This window comes from Leifsonia lichenia (assembly GCF_054780215.1).
The window spans coordinates 496219-517041 of sequence record NZ_BAAGWT010000002.1 but is presented as its reverse complement, the minus strand read 5'-3'; the positions used below and the strand labels follow the sequence as shown (position 1 = coordinate 517041).

Below are 20823 nucleotides of genomic sequence, written 5' to 3'. Positions count from 1 at the left end.
AGCGAGGTCGATGCTGATCGAGGAGGGCAAGCGTGGCGTGATTTCGCGAGTTGGGCTCAGATCGCGGTTGTGCGAACAGGCATTTCACCAGAGTCCGTACTGATCACCGATAACTTGGCGCAGAGCAATGGCGACTTCCACGTGCCCTTCCCGTTCGATGATCTCGGCTGCGAGGGCCACGCAGTGCCAGACAAGGACACCAACGATCGCGAGATCTGGCTCGGTCGAGCTAGGGCTGGACCCATAGACGCCCACGTGGGAGACTCGTGCGTAAGCTTCCGCGAGCCTCACTCCTGCGTGGGACAACCACGTCTCTGAGAGCCAAGCTCCGTAAAAACCATCCGTAAGGCCCAGATGCTGAGCCAGGGCCTTGAACGCCGCCAAGTTATCGGACGAGGTGTCCCCAGAACTCGCAACGATTGCGGATCCGCCCGTATCGGCGCCCCCTGGAAACCAGTCGCTCCCGAGTGTCTGGATCGCCTTGGACGCCTCGTTCTGCGCCTTACGAGCAAGAGCGTCAATCAAAGGTTGTCCTCGGCGGTTGAGACCCTCTAGATTCACCGCAAGCTCGAAGAGTAGACGCCTGTTCGGTGCCAAGTGCTCACCGTTGCCAGCGTCTTCGCCGTCTACGATTGTGATCCCTTGCGCGAGCGCCGCGAGCATCCACCCCACTGCGACACGAGACTCGGAGGAGGTCGCGGTGGAAAAGTCGACGGTACGGACCTGTGTCGCTGCCGCCCGTACAAATTTGGCGCGATCCGCGCGAAGAGCACGAGGATCGGAGGCGCTCTCCTCCTCACGCCTCTTCGCCTTGGCTCGCTTTCCGCTAGTCACCGCAGTCCGTCCAGTGACCGATCAGTGTGACAATGATCGCAGGTGTGATCGTCGGTGCAGCTCATGAGTTGCACCGGGGCGACGCCTGCCGCGTGGACTTCGGTGGAACGTTCCGAACACCAGCAATCCTGCGAACTGCCCTAAGAATTGAAGACGGCGACAACTCTCCCCCTGACTAGTTAGCTGAAGATGGCCAACGGAAGAACTCTGAGCGACTTGCCCCTGACGCGGGAGTCGAGCTTGAGGTCTAGGAACTCGTCTGGCTGCATTCCTGCAACCTCGTTTCCACCCGCGAGGGTCGAACGCATTTGGCTCAGCAACTGGTCGAACGCATCCGCCGACAGGTTGCGAAGGAGCTTGTTTCGGGCGAACGTCGGTACGTCCTCCTCGACGCTGGAGATCACTTTGCCAAACACCGTGAATGTTCCGTCGAGGAGGCGGTCGGGATCGTCTGTGATGAAATGCTCACGCTCGCAGACCGTAATTGCGGTCAGCGCCGGCTCTTGGGTGATTCGCCCGTAGTACTCACGTGTCGTGCCCTGCCGAGCGTCGGCCTGTACTGCCGTAGCAACCGCCCTCGCGAAACTGCCCTTCGCTTCCATATCGACTCTCATCTTTTCAGCGTGAGCGCGGACAGCCTCGTACCCGCCCTCGGCGGGATAGGAGTTCGTCCACTGCTTTCGCGCCGCCCACTGTGCGATTGCGTCGACGAGTTCGGGTGTAATCACTTCGAGCGCGAGCGTGAGTTCCACAGGATCGAATGATGTCGTAAATTCGATGAAGCTTCCGGGCGCCACAGAATCTGCATCTTCTGCCCCGCGCAGTAGGGTGAGCTGGCCGTCGCTCAAGAGTCGCTGACGAACGAGGTGTAGGTAGTAGGCCTGTGAGTAGACAAATTGCTGCCGAGCGGCAGTGCCGGTGCTCGAAGTCCAACTACCCGATGCGCCAAGGTCACCTGCGGCTCTCACCTTCAGTGCCCCCAGGACCGGAACCCTCACCCCCGCGTCCCCTCCAGCGGAAGCGGCCGCGGAGATTGACGCGTCGTCACCCGAAGTAGAGGAGTTGTCGCGAGTCTCTTCGACGATGAGAGGCTGGCCGAACAACTGCTGCAAGACCCCGGCGACTTGGTCCGAATTCTGGTAGATGGTGACGACCGGACCGCGCGTTGCCATTGTTGGCGCATCAGTGCCTGACGCTTTTCGAGGATTCATGATTGCATGATTACCCACTTAGCACCTCGCGGCGACGGAACACTCCGAGTTCAGCGTCGGTCCGTCGATCGGCGAGACGTTCCACGCAGCGGACATGTTGGAACCCGGTTGGCACAAAGACCTCTCCCATCCATCGGACGCACGTGCCCCGCCTCAGAGCCTCGTTCTGAGCCCGACTACGTCGCCGCCGAATAAACACCGTTACCACTCGAACATTGGGCCCGTTGCCATTGGAAGGCATTCTGCTTGCCGCGGACCAGCAAGGCAGCACGTGCCGGCCTGGGTCCGTGATCGCCTCAATTCGCCCGAATCACCCTGACGAAGCACACTACGGAACTCGCTTGCCTCGCCAACATGCCTCTCGTGCGCTCTGCGGGCAACACCTCGCTCCGTATAGTTTCGAGCAACATCTAGGCAAAAGGGGCGGCCGTCAACGACGATGGCAATCAGTGGACTCGTCCGCAAGATAACTCGTGAGGGGATAATGGCGACGCTATCTGCCGGGTTTCGGGCAAGCCGGGCCAACATGGTGCAGTCTGACAATGCGGTTATGGCTCTATTAGTTGGGGCGCATCTCGCCTCAGCGAGCTTGGCCCTCGCTCATGAATCGTCCGTGCTCATTTCGAAGATGTACCCCACCGTTCCGCATATTGCGCGTTTCGCCTTGCGCCCAGAGCGCGCTCAACGTGAACTTAGTGAGTCGGAGGAACACCTAGCGCGGATCGCGATCCCATATGCGCTCTCGGTGCATGAAGACTTCATCAATCGCCTTCGTAACGACCTCCTGGCCGCTAGCGTGCCTCTGCTGACCAGAGGTAAGAAGTGGAACGCCGAGAACATGCACACGATCGTGTTCGATTCAATGGGCGCTGCGTTGCCTGACGAGCTGCCCACCTTTGATCTTCTTCGACGCATCAGGAACGCACTGATTCATTCGGGCGGCCTGGTGGATCAGTACCTCGAAGATGGGATCGCAGCAGTTCAGGGTGACGCGGAGAAGCGGTGGTTTCGAATCGCGGGACACCCGCCGAAGGCTATTGTCGACGGCGAGCTGGTCACGGTCGGTGCCGGTGAAATCATGGTCGCCTTCTCTGTGACCAGAAGCCTCTCGAAACTTGCACATGAGGCGTCTCTCGTGGCAATTCCCAGGACACTTTGGCTTGCAGAATGCGTCGATGACTTCTTGGCACATCATCGTGAGCACGTACGAAGCGGTCGATTGCTGAAATCCAGGCTTGAGCAATGGGCAGATCGCTTTTATGAAGACTTCCATTTCTCATGGGCCGAGCTTGATGGCGCCGCGAGATCGGCCGGAGCGCCAGGAGCGCAGCTTCGAAATCGTGTATCCCGATCGCATTGAATCGCTCGTTCACGGCTTAGTCACGGTTGCGACGTCGGGACCGCAGCAAATCCAGTACGGTCGGGTCATGCGACTACTCACGGACGGATGGTGCGCACGTGGCCCATCGTTAGCAGAGGCCGCCGCCGAGCTGGCCCCACCGTCCACCCTTTGGTGGGAGTCGGAAGAGTTTCGGGATGCTCCAAGCGACGATCTCAGGGCTGCGCTCAACACCTGGATTCTCACGGGACATGTCCCGCACCGAAGGGATGTGAAGGGTGCGGGTGACGGGCTCGTGGACCTCGTCCTATGCCCCACCAATGCGCCGAAAGAACCGCTTGAGATCCTGGCAACCATCGACTGGAGTTATCAAGCTGCGGTGCCGCGAGCCGAAGCGCTGGTGGCCGAGTTGAATGGCAGTGACCCTCCGGAACTCTATTTCGCGATTCACATGGAGCGCGGCTGGCAGCCACCCAAGACCAAAGGGCGTAAGGCACGGGAAGCCGGGGATCGTTGGCGCGCGGCCGTAGAGCGTGTCCGCGGTGAGGCTCGCGCGGGGGCGATCAGCGACGATGCGGCAGAGGCGATTCAGGAGGTCTTTCCGGGGCTTGAGTTTCGGCCGCCAATCTATGCGCAGGGCAAGTCCGGCTTCGCGCTCGAATCGTGGAACGCGGCGGTTTCTGATTCCGGTGAAATCCCTTACCTCGAACGACTGTCAACCTTCCTCGCGACAGCAGAACGTCCCGTCCACCATCTGGCAAAGCTCGAACGTGAAGCTGTTGAGCTTGGTGCACAACGCCAGCACCTGTATCTGTTGATGGCCTCAACAGGCCGTTGGGGCAACTTGGCTCCGACTTCGCCGAGTTGGTTCACCGAGGGCATATTCACGGCGCCGGATGGCCTCACAGACCTCTGGCTCGACGGTGGTACCGGCTACATAATCCGTTGGCGACAAGAGCGTGGGTGGACGTACCACGAGCAGGACTAGCGACCAACTGCGTCTCGATGGCTTGCGCCACAGGGAGGACGACTTACTACGTCACCGTCTGAGCGCTCGACGTCGATAAGAGCGACGTCCCGACGCTGCGTTCGCAGCGCTGATTTCGAACACAACGGGATCCCACGTCATTGGACGGGCAACGCGTTCGGCGCCGCCGGTCTCGCGGCCACACTGGCCGGATGCACGCCGGCCGAGCGGCGGCAGCGCGTGACGCCCGGTGAGCCCACCCCGAAAAGGAACACCGATGACCGATGAACCCAGCACCAGAACACTCCTCACCTACTTCTTCCGGCCGGGCGAGAACTACTACTACGGCGATCGGATCGACCTTGAGGTTGGCAACACCCAGGTCGTCGTCGGGATGATCGCCGCCCGCAGGAGTCTGGACACGCACCGCATCGAGGCCGTCGACCCCTACTCTCGCGACTACGAAGCCACCGTCCGGCGCAACATCCGCGAACAGCAAAGCAACGCGCCCCCCGCGATCGCCGGCGCGGTGCCCTCGCTCAACGCGTACGACACGATTCTGCTCGGCAGCCCTGTCTGGAACGTCCGAGCTCCGATGATCATGCGCACCTTCATCGAAGCCGTCGACCTCAACGGAAAGACCATCCACCCCTTCGTCACCTACGCCGTCAGCGGCATGGGCACCGTCAGAAACGACTACGCAAAGTGGTGCCCAACTCCACCGTCAGAGACGGACTCGTGATCCAAGGCGAGAAGGCGCGCAACGCCCTATCCCTGATCGAGAAATGGCTCACCGAACAGGCCGCTCGCTAGACGCGAAGAATCGCGATCAAGGCGACCCATAGCCCAGATAGTGATATCTAGGTTATCCAGTTGCAGTTGGCGTATCTGCAAAATATGCGATTACACCCGCCCCTGATATCACCCAATTGACGCCCGCCGGGCAGAATCCGCGGACGGGGGCGGCCGCGTCCGTCCGCAGCGAGCTGATGCCCATACGCGCGTCGTCCTGAAGGCGACACCACAGGCGGGTATGCATGTCACCTTACAGTGAAGCCCAGCGCTTCATCTGACGCCGCCCAGAGCAGGTCGACGCCGATCTCCGCAGCTCAACTTCTCTTGCCAGTCGTCGTTTGGCGATCTGACGCAAGGCTGCAAGTATGCGCTCCTCGTCCCGAGCCCCTCGCACCATTAGTGGAACGACAAGCGCCATCCATCCCGCCAGCACTGCCGCAATTAGTGAAGTGATCACCCAACTGGTGTCGGAAGGAAACCGCAACGTCGTAACACCAAGCACCGTCGCAAAGAGTACGCCCGCGAGTATCAGTCCGGTGTCGAAGAGTCGACGGCTCGACTGCAAACGCAACGACAGGGATCCTTCGACTGAGTCGAGGCCCGCAATCGATGTCCGACCCGGAGTCTCTATCGCCAACTCCACCCAAGCGACAACGCCCGACACGCCAATACCTGCCGGCCAGATACGACCACTCCCCCAACTGGGCGCCAAAACAGCTTCCGAGGCCTCTTGCTCACTCGCCACACCATCACGCTACAACGCCGCCAGCACGTCACACGGGCTGTCGACCGGGTCAGTCAGGCCGACGCAGCATCCAGTCGTATCGCGTGTGTTAGGTCAAGCCTGCAGATACACCCTCCTCTGATAGCCCGACCCGGCGTGTTCAGTCGTCGCGTACGGTGAGCGTGAACCAGCGACGCCGCCCGGCCTGGAGAACATCCTGCGCCCGGACGGCTGCCGCTTCGTCGCTGTCAAATCGCTTCACTCCGTTGATGCGGACACCGCCCTCGGCGATGAGCCTGCGCGCCGCCGAACGTGTGAGTTCCGGGCGCGCGTCAGAGACGAGGTGCAGCACGGTCGCGTGCCGGGACACGTCGAGCTGCGGCATCACGTCTGGGAGGCCCCGTTCGGAGAAGACGTCGAGGAAGGCGCGCCACGCTCGCTCGGCCTGCGACGCACCGTGGTGACGTGCGACGATTGCCTCGGCGACGTCGAGCTTGGCGTCACGCGCATCGACGCCGCCGAGCGCCGCGCGACGGTCGAGTTCGCCGACAGCGGCGATCGGGAGGTCGGTGTAAACCTTCGCCCACACGCCGATGAGATCGTCGTTCAACGTCATGAGACGGCCGAATTTGTCTTCGGCGGACTGGGCCAGACCGACGTAGTTGCCCAGTGACTTCGACTGCTTCGCTCCGCCGCCGAGTCCGGGGGTGATCGTGCTCGTGATCACGGTCTGCGGTCGCTGCCCGTGCTTCGACTGGAGTTCGCGCCCCATGTTCTCGTTGAACAATTGATCGGACCCGACGATCGTCAGGTCCGATCGCAGTGCGACGCTGTCGAAGCCTTTCAGTACGGGGTAGATCAGCTCGTGCATCGCGATCTCCCGGTGCTCCTCGACGCGCCTCTGGAACATATCTCGGGCCATCAGTTGATTGTGCGTAACGAGGCTCAATTCGCTGATCAGGTCCGTGATGCTCATGGCGTCGTACCACTCAGAGTTGCGACGGATCTCGAGCACCTCCGGGTCCTGCCGCAGAACAAGACTCACCTGATCGAGGAACGCCTGCGCGTTTCGTTCGATTTGCTCCGCAGTGAGCACGGGGCGGGTGGTACTTCGTCCCGTCGGGTCGCCGACACGAGTCGTGGTGTCACCCAGAAGGAAGATGACGACGTGACCGAGGTCCTGCAGGTAGCGCATCATCCACAGGTTCACGGCGTGCCCGAGATGCAGGTCGGGTGCGGTGCAGTCGACGCCGAATTTGATCCGGAGCTGTTTGCCGGAGGCGAGGCGGTCGCGCAGGTCGTCGAGGCCGAAGGTCTGCTCCGTCGTGCGGCTCAGGTGTTCGAGGACCTGGTCGGGCGTGGTCATGGGGTTCTCCTTCGATTGTGCGAACGGAGAGCTCCCAGCAGACCCGCTCGCGCTGAACGCAAGAACGGTGAGGACCGAATGGTCCTCACCGGTGGGCTCTGGGATGTTCCGAGTATCTGGGATCAGAGCTGGGCGCGCCGACGGCTCACTCCAGAGCCGCCGAGATACACGAAACCAAACATCATGTCGTGATCATACCGACAACGCCGTACCCAGTAGTGCTTACACCCGCGGCGATAACCCCGCTATCCAGTCGTGAACCAGCCCGCCCCCTTCGCGGGACATCGGCGCGGGCGTGCGTTCGCGTAGCATCACCCAGGGCAGCGTTGAAGAAGGAGCCGGAGATGAGCAGAACAAGCTGGAGGCAGGTCGCGCCCATCGCGCTCGCCATCGGGGCGATCCTGGCGGGCTTGCTGGGCGCGGCTGCCCCGGCATCCGCCGCCCAACTGAAATCGGCCTCGAGCCGTACGCTGACCACACCGGCCGCCGACCGGGTGCTCGTGACGGAGACGTTCCCTTTTCCACAGGCCACCGACACATTCCAAACGCAGTCGCCGCTCGTTACCGGTCCTGACGGTGCTCTGTGGTTCCTCCACGGGACGGATGACATCGGACGGATGACGACGGACGGCGTGTATACACGCTTCGCGGCCTATCCCCCAGGCGGATTGTCCTGGGTGGGCGCCGACCTCGTTCGCGATGACCGAGGCGGGTTCCTCTATGTGGTCGCCGTCGGCGAGGCGTACGTCCCGCACGTCATGCATATCGCGCTCAATGGTGCGGTTTCCGAGATCCCCCAGCCGGCAGGGACGACGTTGACGGGCGGCTTGATCGCGGGAAGCGACGGCACGGCGTGGTACGAGGCTTCATCGGCTCAGGATTCAGCCACTTCTAACATCGTTGTTCGAGTCGCTCACGGCGTCGCCCGCCCCTTCGCTGTGGCCGGGGACGCATACTCCATCGTTCCCACGGACGATGGCGGCGCATGGGTGGGCGTGCGTGGATCCCTCACTCGCATCGCTCCGGATGGGACAGTCACCGCTCCGCCCGGCGTCGCAGGCCGCGTGGCGTCGAACCTGTGGCCTGGCACGGGCAATTCTCTCTGGTACGTCGGAAGTATCATCGGCGACTCGGTCGGCAGAGTCGGGCTGGTACAAGCCGATGGGTCTGTCGTTGAGAGACCGCTCGGCGCTAGCGTCAGCCTGTTGCCCGTGACCCAGCAGGCGCAACGATCGGAAACGTGGATCAATGTGGTGAAGCGGGATGGGTCGCAGGCCGTCTATGTCGGCACCACCCCGGCGAATCTGCGACCGATCCCCCTGTCTGTCTCAAGTGAGCAACTGTTCACGGGCGTCGAATCCGGGGGGCGACTCTGGATCGTCGATCACTCGGCGACGTCAGACGGCAAGCTGATGTCACGCATTTTCTCGCTTGGGGTCGATGGTTCTGTGCAGGACCGCGCTGAGCTGTCAGACGGTCAGTTCTGGCCCCTCGCCGCTGAGCCGGACGGCACCATCCTCCTGACGGGTGACACCGTCCGGGACGGAGACATCCCTGGCGCTTCACAAGTTCTTGCGCTGCGCCCGGATGGCGCGCTTCTGCGCGGCGCCATCGATGACACTGCGGTATTCCGCGCCGCGTTCGACGCGCAGGGGCGGCCCTGGTTCGTGACCCGCACCGGCATCGCCACCGTGGGCGACGCCACGGCAGAGCGTCTCGGCGGCGGTGACCGTTACGAGGCCGCCGTCGCCATCGCGCGAGCTGCGTTCCCCTCCGGAGCCCCTGTCCTCTACGTCGCATCGGGCGAGAACTTTCCGGACGCCCTTTCTGCCGGCCCACTCGCGGCAGCGAGTCACGGCCCACTGCTCCTCACGCTGGGGGGTGCTCTACCCGCTGCGACTCGAGCAGGGATCGTCACCCTTGCGCCGTCGAAGATCGTCGTCGTCGGAGGACCCGCCGCTGTCTCGGACGCCGTGGTCGCTCAACTGCGGAAACTCGCTCCCACGGTGCAACGGGTCAGCGGACCGGACCGCTATGCCGTGTCCCGCGGCATCGTCGCGGCGAAGCAGCACGCGGGGAAGCCGCTGTTCGTGGCGACCGGCATGGGATACGCGGACGCGGTCACCGCCGGCGCGGCCGCGGCGCGATCCGGCGGGCAGTTGCTGCTCGTGCCCGGAGGTTGGGCTGGACTTCCTGCGGGATACGCGTCGTTCATCCGGGGTCTCCACCCGTCGTCGATCGCCGTCGTCGGCGGCCCGGTTGCCGTCAGCGACGGGATCCTGGCCGGATTGCGTGGCATCGCTGCGACCACTCGCTATGGCGGCGCGGATCGCTATGCCGTCTCTGCGGCCGTGCTCAAAGGGTTCGGGACCCCGTCGACGGATATCTATTTGACGACCGGACAGAACTTTCCCGATGCCCTCGCGGCGGCCCCGCTCGCCGGACGCATCGGCGCGACGCTGGCCACCGTTCCGGGCGGTTGCGTCCCCGTCGACACCTTCCGCGCAATCCAGCGCCTCCGACCGACATCGGTGACGATTCTCGGCGGCACATCCGCAGTCGGAGCGGACGTCGCTTGGCTCCGCACCTGTTGACGCTTTCCCTGCTTTTGGGGCACGGGAACCCAGCCGAACGTTGAAGCTTGAGGGGTCACGCCGAAGGCGTCACGCATACCCACCCAGTTGAACGGCGTACGCGGGAACGAACCGCAGTTCCTGGTCGGTGAAACGGGTCGACCCAGGCGCAAGCACTCATCAACCTGTCGAACACGATCGCCGACCTCGCCACCTATCACCCCAGCCACGACGTCGAGACAGGAACCATCGCAGTGGGCGAAGCGGAAGTGTGAATGTCTGAGCCCTTTTCAAGGGTAGGACCGCACCTGGGCGGTTGCTTGGACAGATACGGTGGCCCGCCGGGAAGGCTGATGGTCTGTTCCTGGACATGGTTGGCTCTGGTGAGCGTGACCGCAGCCGCGTCTCCCCCGCCCGCGTAGGCGTAGTTGGTAACGGTGGCGGCCCCGCCCGTCGGCGTTTGGGTGACGCTTATGATGCGGTCAGTCGCGTCTCGTTTGTAGACGATGCTAGTGCCGTCCGCGAGTGTGGTGGCCATGTGCCTGCTGGCGTCGTCGTAGGTCAGGGTTTCGGTGGCGAGTTTAGTGATGTCGCGATGGCTGTCGTACGCCAAGAGAGTGCACCCGGAAGTGATAACCCCGTTATCCAGTCGTCCGCTTCACCGTCATTCGTTCGAGTCGCGCTGGTCCTTGGAAGACCTCCCTCAGGACCTCTGCCATCAAGGCGAGCAGTTCTTCTGAATCAAGGTCATCGTTGGGTTCAGCGCGTAACCCCCACGATGATGGCCAGGAGCCCGATGACGATCGCGAAAGCGCCCACCGAGCCGAAGTAAACGCTACTGAACATCCAGGTCAGTGCGCGACTCGAGGAGGACGGACGGTGCACGAGCCCTGCAATACGCGAGCGAAGAACAATGGTCGCAAAGCCAACCAGGACCAACAACAGTCCGAGGATGAGGGCAAGTACCGAGAACACACTACGAACCGCCAAGGCGCTGAATGAACGACACAACCCCGAACATAAGCATGACTGCTCCCAACAGCGCAATTGCGACCCCAGTGACGCCAGCCCAAAAAGGCGTCTGCAGCAGACCAAGCGAATTTCCGCGGTCATCTCCGAGCGCGGACTTTTCGGAAGAAACGATCCACTCTCTCAATTGTTTGCGAAAGACAACGATCAGAATGCCGCCCGCTAAGACGAGCGGTCCGATGATGAGGTTGGGAACGATTATTCCCGGATCCAGCACGTGCATGTCACCAACCCCATCCGACGCCGCCACTACACCCTAGGTTTAGTCCAGGTGGGTACCCTCCGCCACCATGGCCGAAAGGACCGTGCTCTTGAATCCCGCCTTCAACGTAAGCACCGACGGGTCCGAGTCCGGCTGAACAGTCTCCGCCGAGATACCAACCGGGTTCCGTCTCCGTGGTGAAGCCAACCTTATATTCAATGCCGGCTTCGGGTCCGACGCCAAGTCCAACGCGACCGTGACCGTCTGCTCCGACGTCAACGTTCACGCACGCCAGTGCGCAGCCAACACCTGCGCGCGCCTAGGCAACGGGGTCGCCTCCCCAGCAGAAGCGGGTATCACGTACCCTTGTCCTCCAAACCGCGCGCACCGCGTACCCTGATGGCAGGCTCTAAACCCGACCGCGACGGTCGGTGAGGACGTGAGGAGAAGCACGATGGGTGTCGAGTTCCCGGCGGGCTCGGTCTCCGTCACGACCGCGGACGGCGACATTGTGATCCTGCGTATCTGCGATCTGTGCGGTGCAGCCGTTGTCGAGGCCGAGGGAACCGATCTCGCGTTCCACAAGCGCTGGCACCGGGTCACCGGTTCCGGCAACTGGGTCGACCCAGCGACCGGCCAAGTCCACGGTCCCGGGAATCCGCTCTTTTCAGGCGGCCCGTCCGACTAGCGGCTAGAGCCGCATTCGCGATCGTCGCCCGTGCTCGACCCGCGACGCTGTGACGAAAGCCGCGCCCGACAAGAGGCGACCGAGGGATCACTGCCCGGCCAGCGCGCTCCCGGTCAGTTCGTGGCGGGAGAACGTGTAGACGATGCAGTAGTACGAGCGGTCGCCCGTCGCCCACTTCGCGTCCGTGTCCGGGTAGCGCAGGTCGAGCTGGACGTCTTCGCCCCAGATGGCGACCCAGTGCCAGTTGAGGAACGGTTCGCAGAGGTCGCTGATCTGCGCGTCCAGCGCGGCCGTGCCGGGAAACGGCGAGCCTGCAGCCTGGGGAAGATCGCCTGTGGTCAGGAGCTGTGCGATGTGCTGCCGGGAGCAGTCGATCACCGGGTAGTCCTCCGCCCACTTCGAGTCGTAGGTCTGGAGGCAGTCACCGGGGGCGATGGATGCGACGGGTTCCGCCGGCACGGTGGCGACGTGGGTGGTGGTGGGCCGCGGTGGCAAGCCGAGCGGAGTCGGCGCCGAACCTGGGTCGAACGTGTGCGGAGTGAGAGCCGCGGGCGACGGAGACGTCGCCGCCCGCGCGCCGCTGCTTGGGATGCCGGTCGCGACAAGCCCGACCATGAGCAGCACGACGCCGACACCGGCGGTGATCGCGACAAGGAGGAGCCAGCCGCGCCGCGACAGGCCAGCCTGGATGGTCGCATCCGGATGGTCGGGGCGAGGACGCGATCGACGTGCCTTCACGCGCTGCCCTCCTCTCCCCCGTTCAGAGCCGGATCCGGTGCTGCATCCGGTGCCCATCTGCCGCGAAGGCCCGGTCCCCGGGGAACCAACCGCCCCGGATCGACCGCCACAGTAGCATCGGCGCCTGTGCCATGCATGGTGAGCGCATGGACCTCATCATGGTCACGCTGGGCATCGTTCTCTCGGCAGGGGTCGTCGAGGGGGCCGGAGTAGGTGCGGCCCGGAGCGGCACTCCCCCGGGCCGGCGTGAGCTCACTTGACCGGGCTACCGCGCCCGGTCCTGGAAATGGCGTCACCCCGCCGGCCTGTGCCGATGCACAGGCCGACGGGGTGACGGTTCGCCGACGACGTCGGCACTCACATCATTCCGTCACTCCCCTTCCTTCGGAATGACGGCCCCGAGCACGCACCGGACGGTGGTCCCGGCCGGCGCAGCGAGATCCGTCTCGACCTTCCACTTCGCCGTCGCGCCGGGCGCGGCTTCCGTGACGGTGTGGACAGCCCTCGCGTACGCAGTCGATGTCGCCGAGTCGACCCAGCTCACCGACACGACGGGCGTGCCCTTCGTGCCCTTGGGAAGGGCGATCGTCCCCGACGCCGTCACGGCGCCGTTCTCCGTCGAGCAGGAGGTCAGCTTCGTCGCCCGGATGATCCCGGTCCCCTCGGGGATGTCCGCCAGCGCCTCCAACGAGGCCGGCCGTGCGCTGGCCGTGGACGGTGCCCCCTGACCAGGATCGGCCGAGCAGCCGGCGAGGCCTGCTGCGGCCCCTCCCCCCATCACGAGGAGGAGTGTCGCGCCGACGAGACGCCGATGGATGCGGCGGCCCATCTCAGCGCACCGCCTTCGCAGCGGAGCCTGCACGGACCCGTGCGGCAACGCGCACAGCGACGCCGACCAGCACCAGCAGGGCCGCGAGCACGATCAGTGCGCCCACGATGGTCGTTCCCGTGAACGCGAGCACCTCGCCCGGCTGCGGGACCGACACCTCAGCGCTGTCCTCCGCCGACTCAACGCGCTCCGCGTCGTCGCCCGGGGGCGTCCCGACGGCGAACGCGGTGTTCAGCACGCGGCCCGCGCTCAGGTCTGCGCCGGTCAGCGCGTAGGAGGCGGTCGCGACGACCCGCTCGCCAGGAGCGAGGACGCCGTCCTCCCCCGGCCAGGCGTAGTCCAGTTCGGAGAGACCGGGCAGTTCGTCGATCACCTCGACGTCGCTCAACGTCACGTTGCCGATGTTCGTCACCACGAATGAGTACCGGATGAGGTCCCCGATCGCGCCTGGGCTCTGGACGCCGGAGTCGTCTGCGGTCTTCTCGAGGGTGAGCGCCGCTGTCGCGGGCAACGGCGTGTCCGTCTCGCTCGGCGGTGTGATGTACACGCTCGCGTCCGGTCCCGGAGGGGTGCCTTCTGCGGTCGCCAGGTTCGCGATGTGGCCGGCGTCGATGTCCGCCTGTGTCAGCGCGTACTCCGCGGTCGCCGTCACCTCCTCGCCCGGTGCGAGCATCCCCTCGGCGCCTGGCCAGCGGTACTGCAGCTCACCGAGCCCGTCGAGCTCGTCCACGATAACGACATCCGACAGGGTGACGTTGCCGTTGTTGACGGCGGTGAACGTGAACACGAGCGTGTCGCCCGGCTGCGGGCGCTCCTGGAGGCCAGCGTCGTCGGCGGTTTTGACGATCGTCAGCTCCGCAGCCTGGACGAGCGGGGTCAGGGTGTCGTCGTGGTTCGACGGCACCGTCTCCTCCGGCCGTCCCGAATCGCCGGAGCCGGTGGGCTCGGGCGCACCGGGCACGGTGACCCCGTCCGCGAACGCGTCGTTCGCGACCTCGCCCGCGTCGATGTCGGCCTGCGTGACGACGTACGTCGCCGTCGCGGTCAGCCGCTCACCGGGGACGAGGACTCCCTCGGCGCCTGGCCAGGTGTACGCCAGGGCGCCCAGGCCGGGCATCGGGTCGTGGATGTCCACGTTCTTCAGCGTGACGTTGCCGGTGTTCGTCGCCGTGAACGTGTATGCGATCAGGTCGCCGACGACGGCGGGACCTTCGACCTGCGAGCTCGCGGTCTTCTCGAAGACGAGCTCCGGGGCGACCGGGATCCGCGGCGTGCTGGTCGTGGGCTCGCCCGGAACCGCCACCCCGTCCGGTGTCGCGGCTTCCGGAGTCGCGACGTTGTGGACGTAGCCGCGATCGATGTCGGCCTGCGTGATCGCGTAGACGGCTGTCGCGGTGCCGGTCTGACCCGGCTGGAGCACGCCATCGGCGGCCGGCCACGAGTACTGCAGGGCGCCGAGGCCCGGCAGCGGATCGTCGATCCGCGCATCGTGCAGGGTGACGTTGCCGGTGTTGACCAGTGCGAAGGCAAACGTGATCACGTCGCCGACGCGGGCCGGACTGCCGAGCGCCGAGGTGTCGGCCGACTTGGTCAGCGCGAGACCGGGCTCTCCCGGGAGCGTGTCATCTGTCTCGCCCGGATTCGAGGGAATCGCGGGGCCGGACGGCGGTGTGCCGGTGGCGAGGGCCGTGTTCGCGACGTGTCCCCTGTCGATGTCGGCCTGGGTGATCGCGTAGTCCGCGGTCGCGGTCGTCGACTCGCCGGGGAGCAGGGTCCCTGCGTTGCCGGGCCAGACGTAGCGCAGCGCACTCAACCCGGTGAGCGGGTCGTTGATCGTGACACCGGTCAGCGTGGTGGAGCCGGTGTTCGTGACAGTGAACCCGTAGACGATGGTCTGCCCGGGCGCCGCCAGAGCACCGACCGCGGACGCGTCCGAGGTCTTGACCAGGGTGAGCGCAGCGTCGGAATCCAGCGGAGTGTCCGTGGACGCCGGTGCCGTGCTGACCGCGGGGCCGGACGGCGGTGTGCCAGTGGCGAGGGCCGTGTTCGCGACGTGCCCCCTGTCGATGTCGGCCTGGGTGATCGCGTAGGTCGCGGTCGCGGTCGTCGACTCGCCGGGGAGCAGGGTCCCTGCGTTGCCGGGCCAGACGTAGCGCAGCGCACTCAACCCGGTGAGCGGGTCGTTGATCGTGACACCGGTCAGCGTGGTGGAGCCGGTGTTCGTGACAGTGAACCCGTAGACGATGGTCTCCCCGGGCGCCGCCAGAGCACCGACCGCGGAAGCGTCCGAGGTCTTGACCAGGGTGAGCGCAGCGTCGGAATCCAGCGGAGTATCCGTGGACGCCGGTGCCGTGCTGACCGCGGAGCCGGACGGCGGTGTGCCGGTAGCGAGGGCCGTGTTCGCGACGTGTCCCCTGTCGATGTCGGCCTGGGTGATCGCGTAGTCCGCGGTCGCGGTTACGGTCTCCCCCGGCTGGAGCGTGCCTGCGGCGCCGGGCCAGACGTAACGCAGCGCACTCAACCCGGTGAGCGGGTCGTTGATCGTGACACCGGTCAGCGTGGTGGAGCCGGTGTTCGTGGCCGCGAAGGTGTAGGTGATCGTGTCACCGGCACTGGCCTGGTCGGAGATCCCCGACGCGTTCGCGGACTTCGTGAGGGTCAGCGCAGAATTGCTCCGCAGCGGCGTGTCGGTGGTGGACGGCGAGGATTCGACGGGTGGACCGGTCGGCGGAGTTCCCGTGGCTGCGGCGGAATTGTCGACGTGGCCGGCGTTGATGTCGGCCTGGGTGATCGCGTACTTCGCGGTCGCCGTCACGGTCTGCCCGGCGAGCAGCGTTCCGGGGGTGCCCGGCCACGAGTACGTCAGAGCGCCGAGCCCGGGGAGCCGGTCGGCGATGGAGACGCCGGTGAGCGTCTCGCCGCCGGTGTTCTTCGCTGCGAAGGTGTAGACGACGGTGTCGCCTGCCCGCGCCGGGTCCTTCACGCCGGATGCGTCCGCCGTCTTGACGAGGCTGATCGACGGGCCCTCAGCGGTGCTGGCAGCGCTGGCGGAGCAGTCGGGAGAGCAGCCGGCGTCCACCGCGCCCGCGGGCGGGGTGACGGTCGCGGTGTTCGTCAGGGTGCCTGCGGCGTTGGCCGGAAGCGTGCCGGTGATGGTGTACCGGAGGCTGCCGCCCGCAGGGATGGTGACAGTGTCGTTGATGCTCCCCGTGCCTTTCGCGGTGCAGGATGCACCGGACGACGGGGCGCAGGTCCAGCCGAAGGCTTTCGCTGCTGCCGGCAGGACGTCGACGACGCGGGCGCCGTCGGCCGTGCTCGGGCCGGCGTTCGACACGTCGACCGTCCAGGTCAGCGGCTGACCGGGCACGTACACGGCCTTGTCGACCGACTTGGCGACGCTCAGCGCGACAGGGACCTCGAAGGTCACCGCGGCGCATTCGGAGGCCTCGAAATCGAGCCCGACAACGGACGTGACGTTCGCGGCGCAGTTCTGGTAGACGCCTGGCACCGCGGTCACGTCCACCGTGATGGTGCAACTGACGTCTTCGTGCGCGAGCACACCATCCTCGACGCTGAGCTGGTTCGATCCGGGCACGGCCGTGACGGAGGCCGGGCAGGTGCCGCCGATGTTCGGCGTGTTCGAGACCTTCATCCCGGGCGGCAGGGCGTCGATGAAGCTCCAGCCCTCCTTCTTGGCGAGCTCCGACGTGTTGGTGACCGTGAACGTCAGCGTCGTCGTGCCGCCGATCTGGACGGGCCGAGGGGGGAACGAGGTGTCGATCCGCGGCGTCGCATCGAGGATGAGAACTTCGTCGATGGCGCCATCGTTGCCCATCGCTGCCTCGCGCGAGGTGTTGTGGATCTCGAGCTGGACGCTGTCGCTGCTGAACAGCGCCGAGTTGTCCGCGACGAACTCCGCCGCCTTCACGCACCCGCCGAAGTAGCCGAGCGGGACGGTTGTCCACTCGCCCCGGGGATCGGAGTGCACGCTGATCGGCTCGTCGGTGACGTCGTGGCTCACGCCCGCGCCGTCCACGAGCGTGTATTGCAGCACCGGCGAGCTGGACGCACTCGGTGGGCAGATGTCGTTGGAGGCAGCGAACGCGGACTTTACGGTCAGGAACCGGCTGTTGCCCGCGAGCGAGATCGGCGATGAGCCGAGCATGAGGGTCTGGCCGGCCGGCGGCTGGGTCGACGACGTGTTCATCGACAACGCGAAGTTGGCACCGGGGTCGCTCTGCCCGAGAATGGTGCCGAGCTGCTTCGCCTTGGCCTGGACGGCGTTCCACTCCTTGCCCTGGTCGCCGCAGTATCCAGACGGCTGCGTGCTAGCGGTGCTGAGGACGAAGCCGTTGCACTCGTACGTGTTGGCCCAGAAAGGGTCGGCCCGATACGTGACGCCGTGGTCGCCGACGTACGCGTCGATGGTCGCGACGGTCGTCCCATCCGGATGGTTGCTGAACGTCTCGTCGAACAGGACGACGGGGTCGTGCGGCACACCGGGTGTGCTCCCGGCGGAGGCGACAATCTCTTGAGGGGCGCTCGTCGCGGCGCCGGGGAACCCGGTGGCCGCCGCCCCCTGGGCCGGCAGGGTCAGCCCGGCCCCTGCCAGCAAGGCGGTGAGTGCGCCTGCGAGCAGGCTTCGTCGGCGACGGGCCGACGTTCGCGGTGCCCCGCCTGCCGTGAGCCTTGGAGGGCTCGTGCGATGTGTTGTCATACTTGTCTTTCTGATTCGACACGTGAAATGTGGTCACAGGCATCGTGGGACGGGCCGCACGCGGCCCAGCAAGGCACGGCCGTCGATCTGCGTGGAATTCAGTACGGCCCCCGACCCTGTCGGTAGCCGCCGGGTGGGACGTGCGGTCTACCCACGGAGAGCGGAGGGCGTGCGACAGCCGTGCGACCGGATCAGAACCAGTCCAGCTTCGCCATCTCCGCGCGGGCGGAGACGCCGAGTTTGCGGAAGATCTTGAGCACGTGGCTCTCGACCGTGCGAGAGCTGATCCCGAGCCTGGAGGCGATCTCCGGGTTCGAGAAGCCGTTTCCGACCAGCCGCGCGATCTGGGCCTCGCGGGTGGTCAAGTGGGAGTGCGAGGCCTCCACCCGCCGCGTGCCGGGATCGGCCGCATCGAGCAGCCCGCGCGCCGTGCGCAGAAGTCGCGCCACCCTGCCGCCTTCGACACTCTGGGCGCCTTCGTCGCCCTCCGCGCTCGCCTCGCCGGTCAAGAGCCGCTCGGCCGCCGTGAGAGCCAGGGCCGCCTGGTCGATCCGCTCCTCGCGGAGGAACCACTCGCCCAGCGCGACGAGAGCGGGGGCGTCGGATGCGTCCAGTGCTGTGTGCAACTCGCGGTACGGCGCGATGAGGGACCCTTCCGCGTCGAGCTCGGACGACGTGCCGATGACGGCCGCGGCGGTGCGCCCGAGTGCCGCGAACGCGATGACTGGGTGCGTCGCAGCGGTGAAGGCGTACCCGCGGCCGGACGCCGCGGCGACTCCGGCGGCGAGCGCGGCGGAGGCGGCGACGTCGTCGCCGTTGGCGGCCAGGAGCGCGGACTCCGGCAGCGCTGTCAGCATCCCGGGCCACGGGCCGGTGCTGTGGCCGGTCGCGGCGGCCTGCCGAGCGAGCGACTCTGCCGCGTGCAGGCGGCCACCGCGGACGGCGAGCAGCGAGCTGACAGCGAGCGCGCCGAAGTGGAGAAGCTGCTGCCCGATGCCGGGCGTTCCCAGCGCAAGCACTGTGCCGAGGAGCCGCTCGGCCTCCGCGTAACGCCCGAGGGGTATGGAGGCGATCCCGGCGACGTACGTATGCTCCCGGTACCGTTCGATGTCCAGCTCGGCGCGGGCGAGCTCGCGCTGGTGCATCGCGTACCGCGCGGCTTCGACGCACTCCCCCGACAGCAGCAGTGCCCACGCGCGTGTGGCGGCGTACGCACGCGCGGTGTCCGGGGAGGAGACGTGGTCCACAGCGCTCAGCACGGCGAGCGCTTCCACGGGACGTGCTGAGAGGACAAGACCGGTCGCGCGGGCGACCTCGACGGCGGCCCAGTCGACCTGCTCCTCGGGGTCGAACCTGGTGAACCGGTCGTGGACGTCGTCCGGCACGCCGCACAGCTCGAGCTCGAGGGAGGTCGCGGTCGCCTCCAGGAGGGCGGCGAACCGTCCGAGGCCCCGCGCACTCTGGCGGAGCAGGCTCGTGGCGCTGTCGAGGTCTCCGCAGTCGTGGGCCAGCCAGCGGGCGCGATGGATGCGGTGGGCGGCGAGCGCCGCCGGGTCGGCGCCGTGCCCGCTGGTTCGTGAGAACACCTGTTCGAGGTCGCGTGCGCTCCGCTCACCGGCGAAGAGCGCCGCCAGGTAGGCGTTGGCCGAAGCCATCGTGCCGTCCCTCAGCCAGTCGGCCTCTGTCGCGCGCAGCCGCTCTTCGCGCTCCTCGTGGAGGAGACGGATCAACGCCGACGCATCGTCGGCGGCTCTGCGGTCCGCGCCGGGCGAGGCGTTCTCGCCGATCGTCGCTGTCGGCGACGGTTCGATCGGGGCCGTCCCGCCGCGGACGCGATCGAGGATGCGGGCGCGCCGCGACGTCGCAGGCTGGTGCTGGAAGTGCGCGCCCACCAGCCCGGGGCTCACGACCACGGAGGTGCGCCCGAGCGGACGGATGCTCTGGACGAGCCCACGCCTCTCCAGGTCTTCGATCACCTGATAGCCGAACAGACTCGTCGCTGAGTCCAGGTCGAGCGCGCCCGTCAGCGACAGCGTCTCCAGCAGTTCGCGCTGCTCGTCTGTGCAGCCGTAGAGGAGGCGGTCGACCACCGTACTCATCGCCGGGTGCCAGACCTCCGCGCCGACGCGCCACAGCTCGCCCACCTGCGTGATGGCACCGCGTGCGACGCCGATCGTGATCATGGCGCAGACGAGGCCTGGGCGGCCGTCCGAGTTCGCGTAGAGCCTCCCGATCAGGTCGACGTCGACAGTGCCGCCGAGCATCTCGTGGGCGATGTCCGAGACCACTCCGAAGGTCACGGGCGCGAGGTCGACGGCGGCCGACACCAGCGGGAGAAGCTGATCGAACGCTCTGGCGGCGCCAGGGTCCGCCGTCGATGCCGTCGCGAGGACGGGGACCCCCATCCGAACGCTGACCGCGCCGAGCGCAGCCGCGGACTGGAGGTCGATCGACGGTGCGTCGTCGACCACGATGACGCTACGCCTGGACAGCAAATACGTGCCCAGCGCATCCACGACGCCGGAGACGGACGGCGGTTTCGCGGACTTCGCGAGAAGCCCGGTCGCCTCCAGGCTCTCGAACGGGCGGACGGTGTGGTGCTTGAACGCGGGAGGGACGATCGTCTCGTAGCCGCGTTCGTCCAACGACTCGATGACGTGCCGTGCGAAGGTCGTGCGACCGGCCGCGGGAAGCCCGATGAGCTGGACACTCGTACCGGCCAGCAGGTAGTCCAGACTCTGTCGCAATTCGGTCGCCCGGGCGAACAACATGCTTGCTCCTCCATCGGCTAGCTGAGCGACCTGCACACGC

General features: G+C 66.1%; 11 protein-coding genes. 5 read left to right on the top strand and 6 right to left on the bottom strand.

Annotated elements, in window-relative coordinates; translation table 11 throughout:
- Nucleotides 1-1013 precede the first annotated feature (1013 nt).
- Nucleotides 1014-2006 (bottom strand): DUF6414 family protein, encoded by a 993-nt coding sequence (locus tag ACYVGI_RS07005; RefSeq protein WP_460631916.1) that lies wholly within the window; start codon nt 2004-2006, stop codon nt 1014-1016.
- Nucleotides 2007-3280: 1274 nt separating this feature from the next.
- Here ACYVGI_RS07005 and ACYVGI_RS07000 point away from each other — a divergent pair.
- A complete protein-coding gene (locus ACYVGI_RS07000; RefSeq protein ID WP_460631915.1) occupies nt 3281-4372 on the top strand; it encodes a hypothetical protein in 1092 nt (363 codons plus the stop codon).
- A 256-nt stretch (nt 4373-4628) separates the two neighbouring features.
- Entirely contained in the window at nt 4629-5093 is a 465-nt protein-coding gene (locus ACYVGI_RS06995; RefSeq protein WP_460631914.1) for a flavodoxin, read from the top strand.
- 937 nt (nt 5094-6030) lie between these two features.
- Here ACYVGI_RS06995 and tyrS read toward each other — a convergent pair.
- Entirely contained in the window at nt 6031-7236 is a 1206-nt protein-coding gene (gene tyrS / locus ACYVGI_RS06990) for a tyrosine--tRNA ligase (protein ID WP_460631913.1), read from the bottom strand.
- 344 nt (nt 7237-7580) lie between these two features.
- Here tyrS and ACYVGI_RS06985 point away from each other — a divergent pair, with 344 nt between their 5' ends.
- The gene (locus ACYVGI_RS06985; protein WP_460631912.1) at nt 7581-9830 is read left to right on the top strand and encodes a cell wall-binding repeat-containing protein; all 2250 of its coding nucleotides are present in this window, start codon (nt 7581-7583) and stop codon (nt 9828-9830) included.
- Nucleotides 9831-10785: 955 nt separating this feature from the next.
- Here ACYVGI_RS06985 and ACYVGI_RS06980 read toward each other — a convergent pair.
- Nucleotides 10786-11061: a hypothetical protein gene (locus tag ACYVGI_RS06980; protein WP_460631911.1), complete on the bottom strand. Its 276-nt coding sequence runs from the start codon at nt 11059-11061 to the stop codon at nt 10786-10788.
- Between the two features lie 433 nt (nt 11062-11494).
- On the opposite strand from ACYVGI_RS06980, the gene ACYVGI_RS06975 reads away from it, so the two are divergent.
- Nucleotides 11495-11728 (top strand): histidine ammonia-lyase, encoded by a 234-nt coding sequence (locus ACYVGI_RS06975; RefSeq protein WP_460631910.1) that lies wholly within the window; start codon nt 11495-11497, stop codon nt 11726-11728.
- An 87-nt stretch (nt 11729-11815) separates the two neighbouring features.
- Here the strand turns inward: ACYVGI_RS06975 and ACYVGI_RS06970 are convergent, their stop codons facing one another.
- Nucleotides 11816-12466: a septum formation family protein gene (locus tag ACYVGI_RS06970; RefSeq protein ID WP_460631909.1), complete on the bottom strand. Its 651-nt coding sequence runs from the start codon at nt 12464-12466 to the stop codon at nt 11816-11818.
- 389 nt (nt 12467-12855) lie between these two features.
- Between ACYVGI_RS06970 and ACYVGI_RS06965 the strand changes: the two genes are divergently transcribed.
- Nucleotides 12856-13194, top strand: a complete 339-nt coding sequence (locus ACYVGI_RS06965) for a hypothetical protein (protein WP_460631908.1) — start codon at nt 12856-12858, stop codon at nt 13192-13194.
- A gap of 102 nt (nt 13195-13296) precedes the next feature.
- Here ACYVGI_RS06965 and ACYVGI_RS06960 read toward each other — a convergent pair whose 3' ends face one another.
- Nucleotides 13297-17910: a DUF7507 domain-containing protein gene (locus ACYVGI_RS06960; protein WP_460631907.1), complete on the bottom strand. Its 4614-nt coding sequence runs from the start codon at nt 17908-17910 to the stop codon at nt 13297-13299.
- A 293-nt stretch (nt 17911-18203) separates the two neighbouring features.
- A complete protein-coding gene (locus ACYVGI_RS06955) occupies nt 18204-20783 on the bottom strand; it encodes a helix-turn-helix transcriptional regulator (RefSeq protein ID WP_460631906.1) in 2580 nt (859 codons plus the stop codon).
- Nucleotides 20784-20823: the final 40 nt, after the last annotated feature.

Excerpts from the sequence above, each read along its gene's own strand:
- ACYVGI_RS07005 (WP_460631916.1), bottom strand. The coding sequence starts at position 2,006 with ATGGCAACGCGCGGTCCGGTCGTCACCATCTACCAGAATTCGGACCAA.
- ACYVGI_RS06995 (WP_460631914.1), top strand. The coding sequence starts at position 4,629 with ATGACCGATGAACCCAGCACCAGAACACTCCTCACCTACTTCTTCCGG.
- tyrS (WP_460631913.1), bottom strand. The coding sequence starts at position 7,236 with ATGACCACGCCCGACCAGGTCCTCGAACACCTGAGCCGCACGACGGAG.
- ACYVGI_RS06985 (WP_460631912.1), top strand. The coding sequence starts at position 7,581 with ATGAGCAGAACAAGCTGGAGGCAGGTCGCGCCCATCGCGCTCGCCATC.
- ACYVGI_RS06980 (WP_460631911.1), bottom strand. The coding sequence starts at position 11,061 with ATGCACGTGCTGGATCCGGGAATAATCGTTCCCAACCTCATCATCGGA.
- ACYVGI_RS06975 (WP_460631910.1), top strand. The coding sequence starts at position 11,495 with ATGGGTGTCGAGTTCCCGGCGGGCTCGGTCTCCGTCACGACCGCGGAC.
- ACYVGI_RS06965 (WP_460631908.1), top strand. The coding sequence starts at position 12,856 with ATGACGGCCCCGAGCACGCACCGGACGGTGGTCCCGGCCGGCGCAGCG.
- ACYVGI_RS06955 (WP_460631906.1), bottom strand. The coding sequence starts at position 20,783 with ATGTTGTTCGCCCGGGCGACCGAATTGCGACAGAGTCTGGACTACCTG.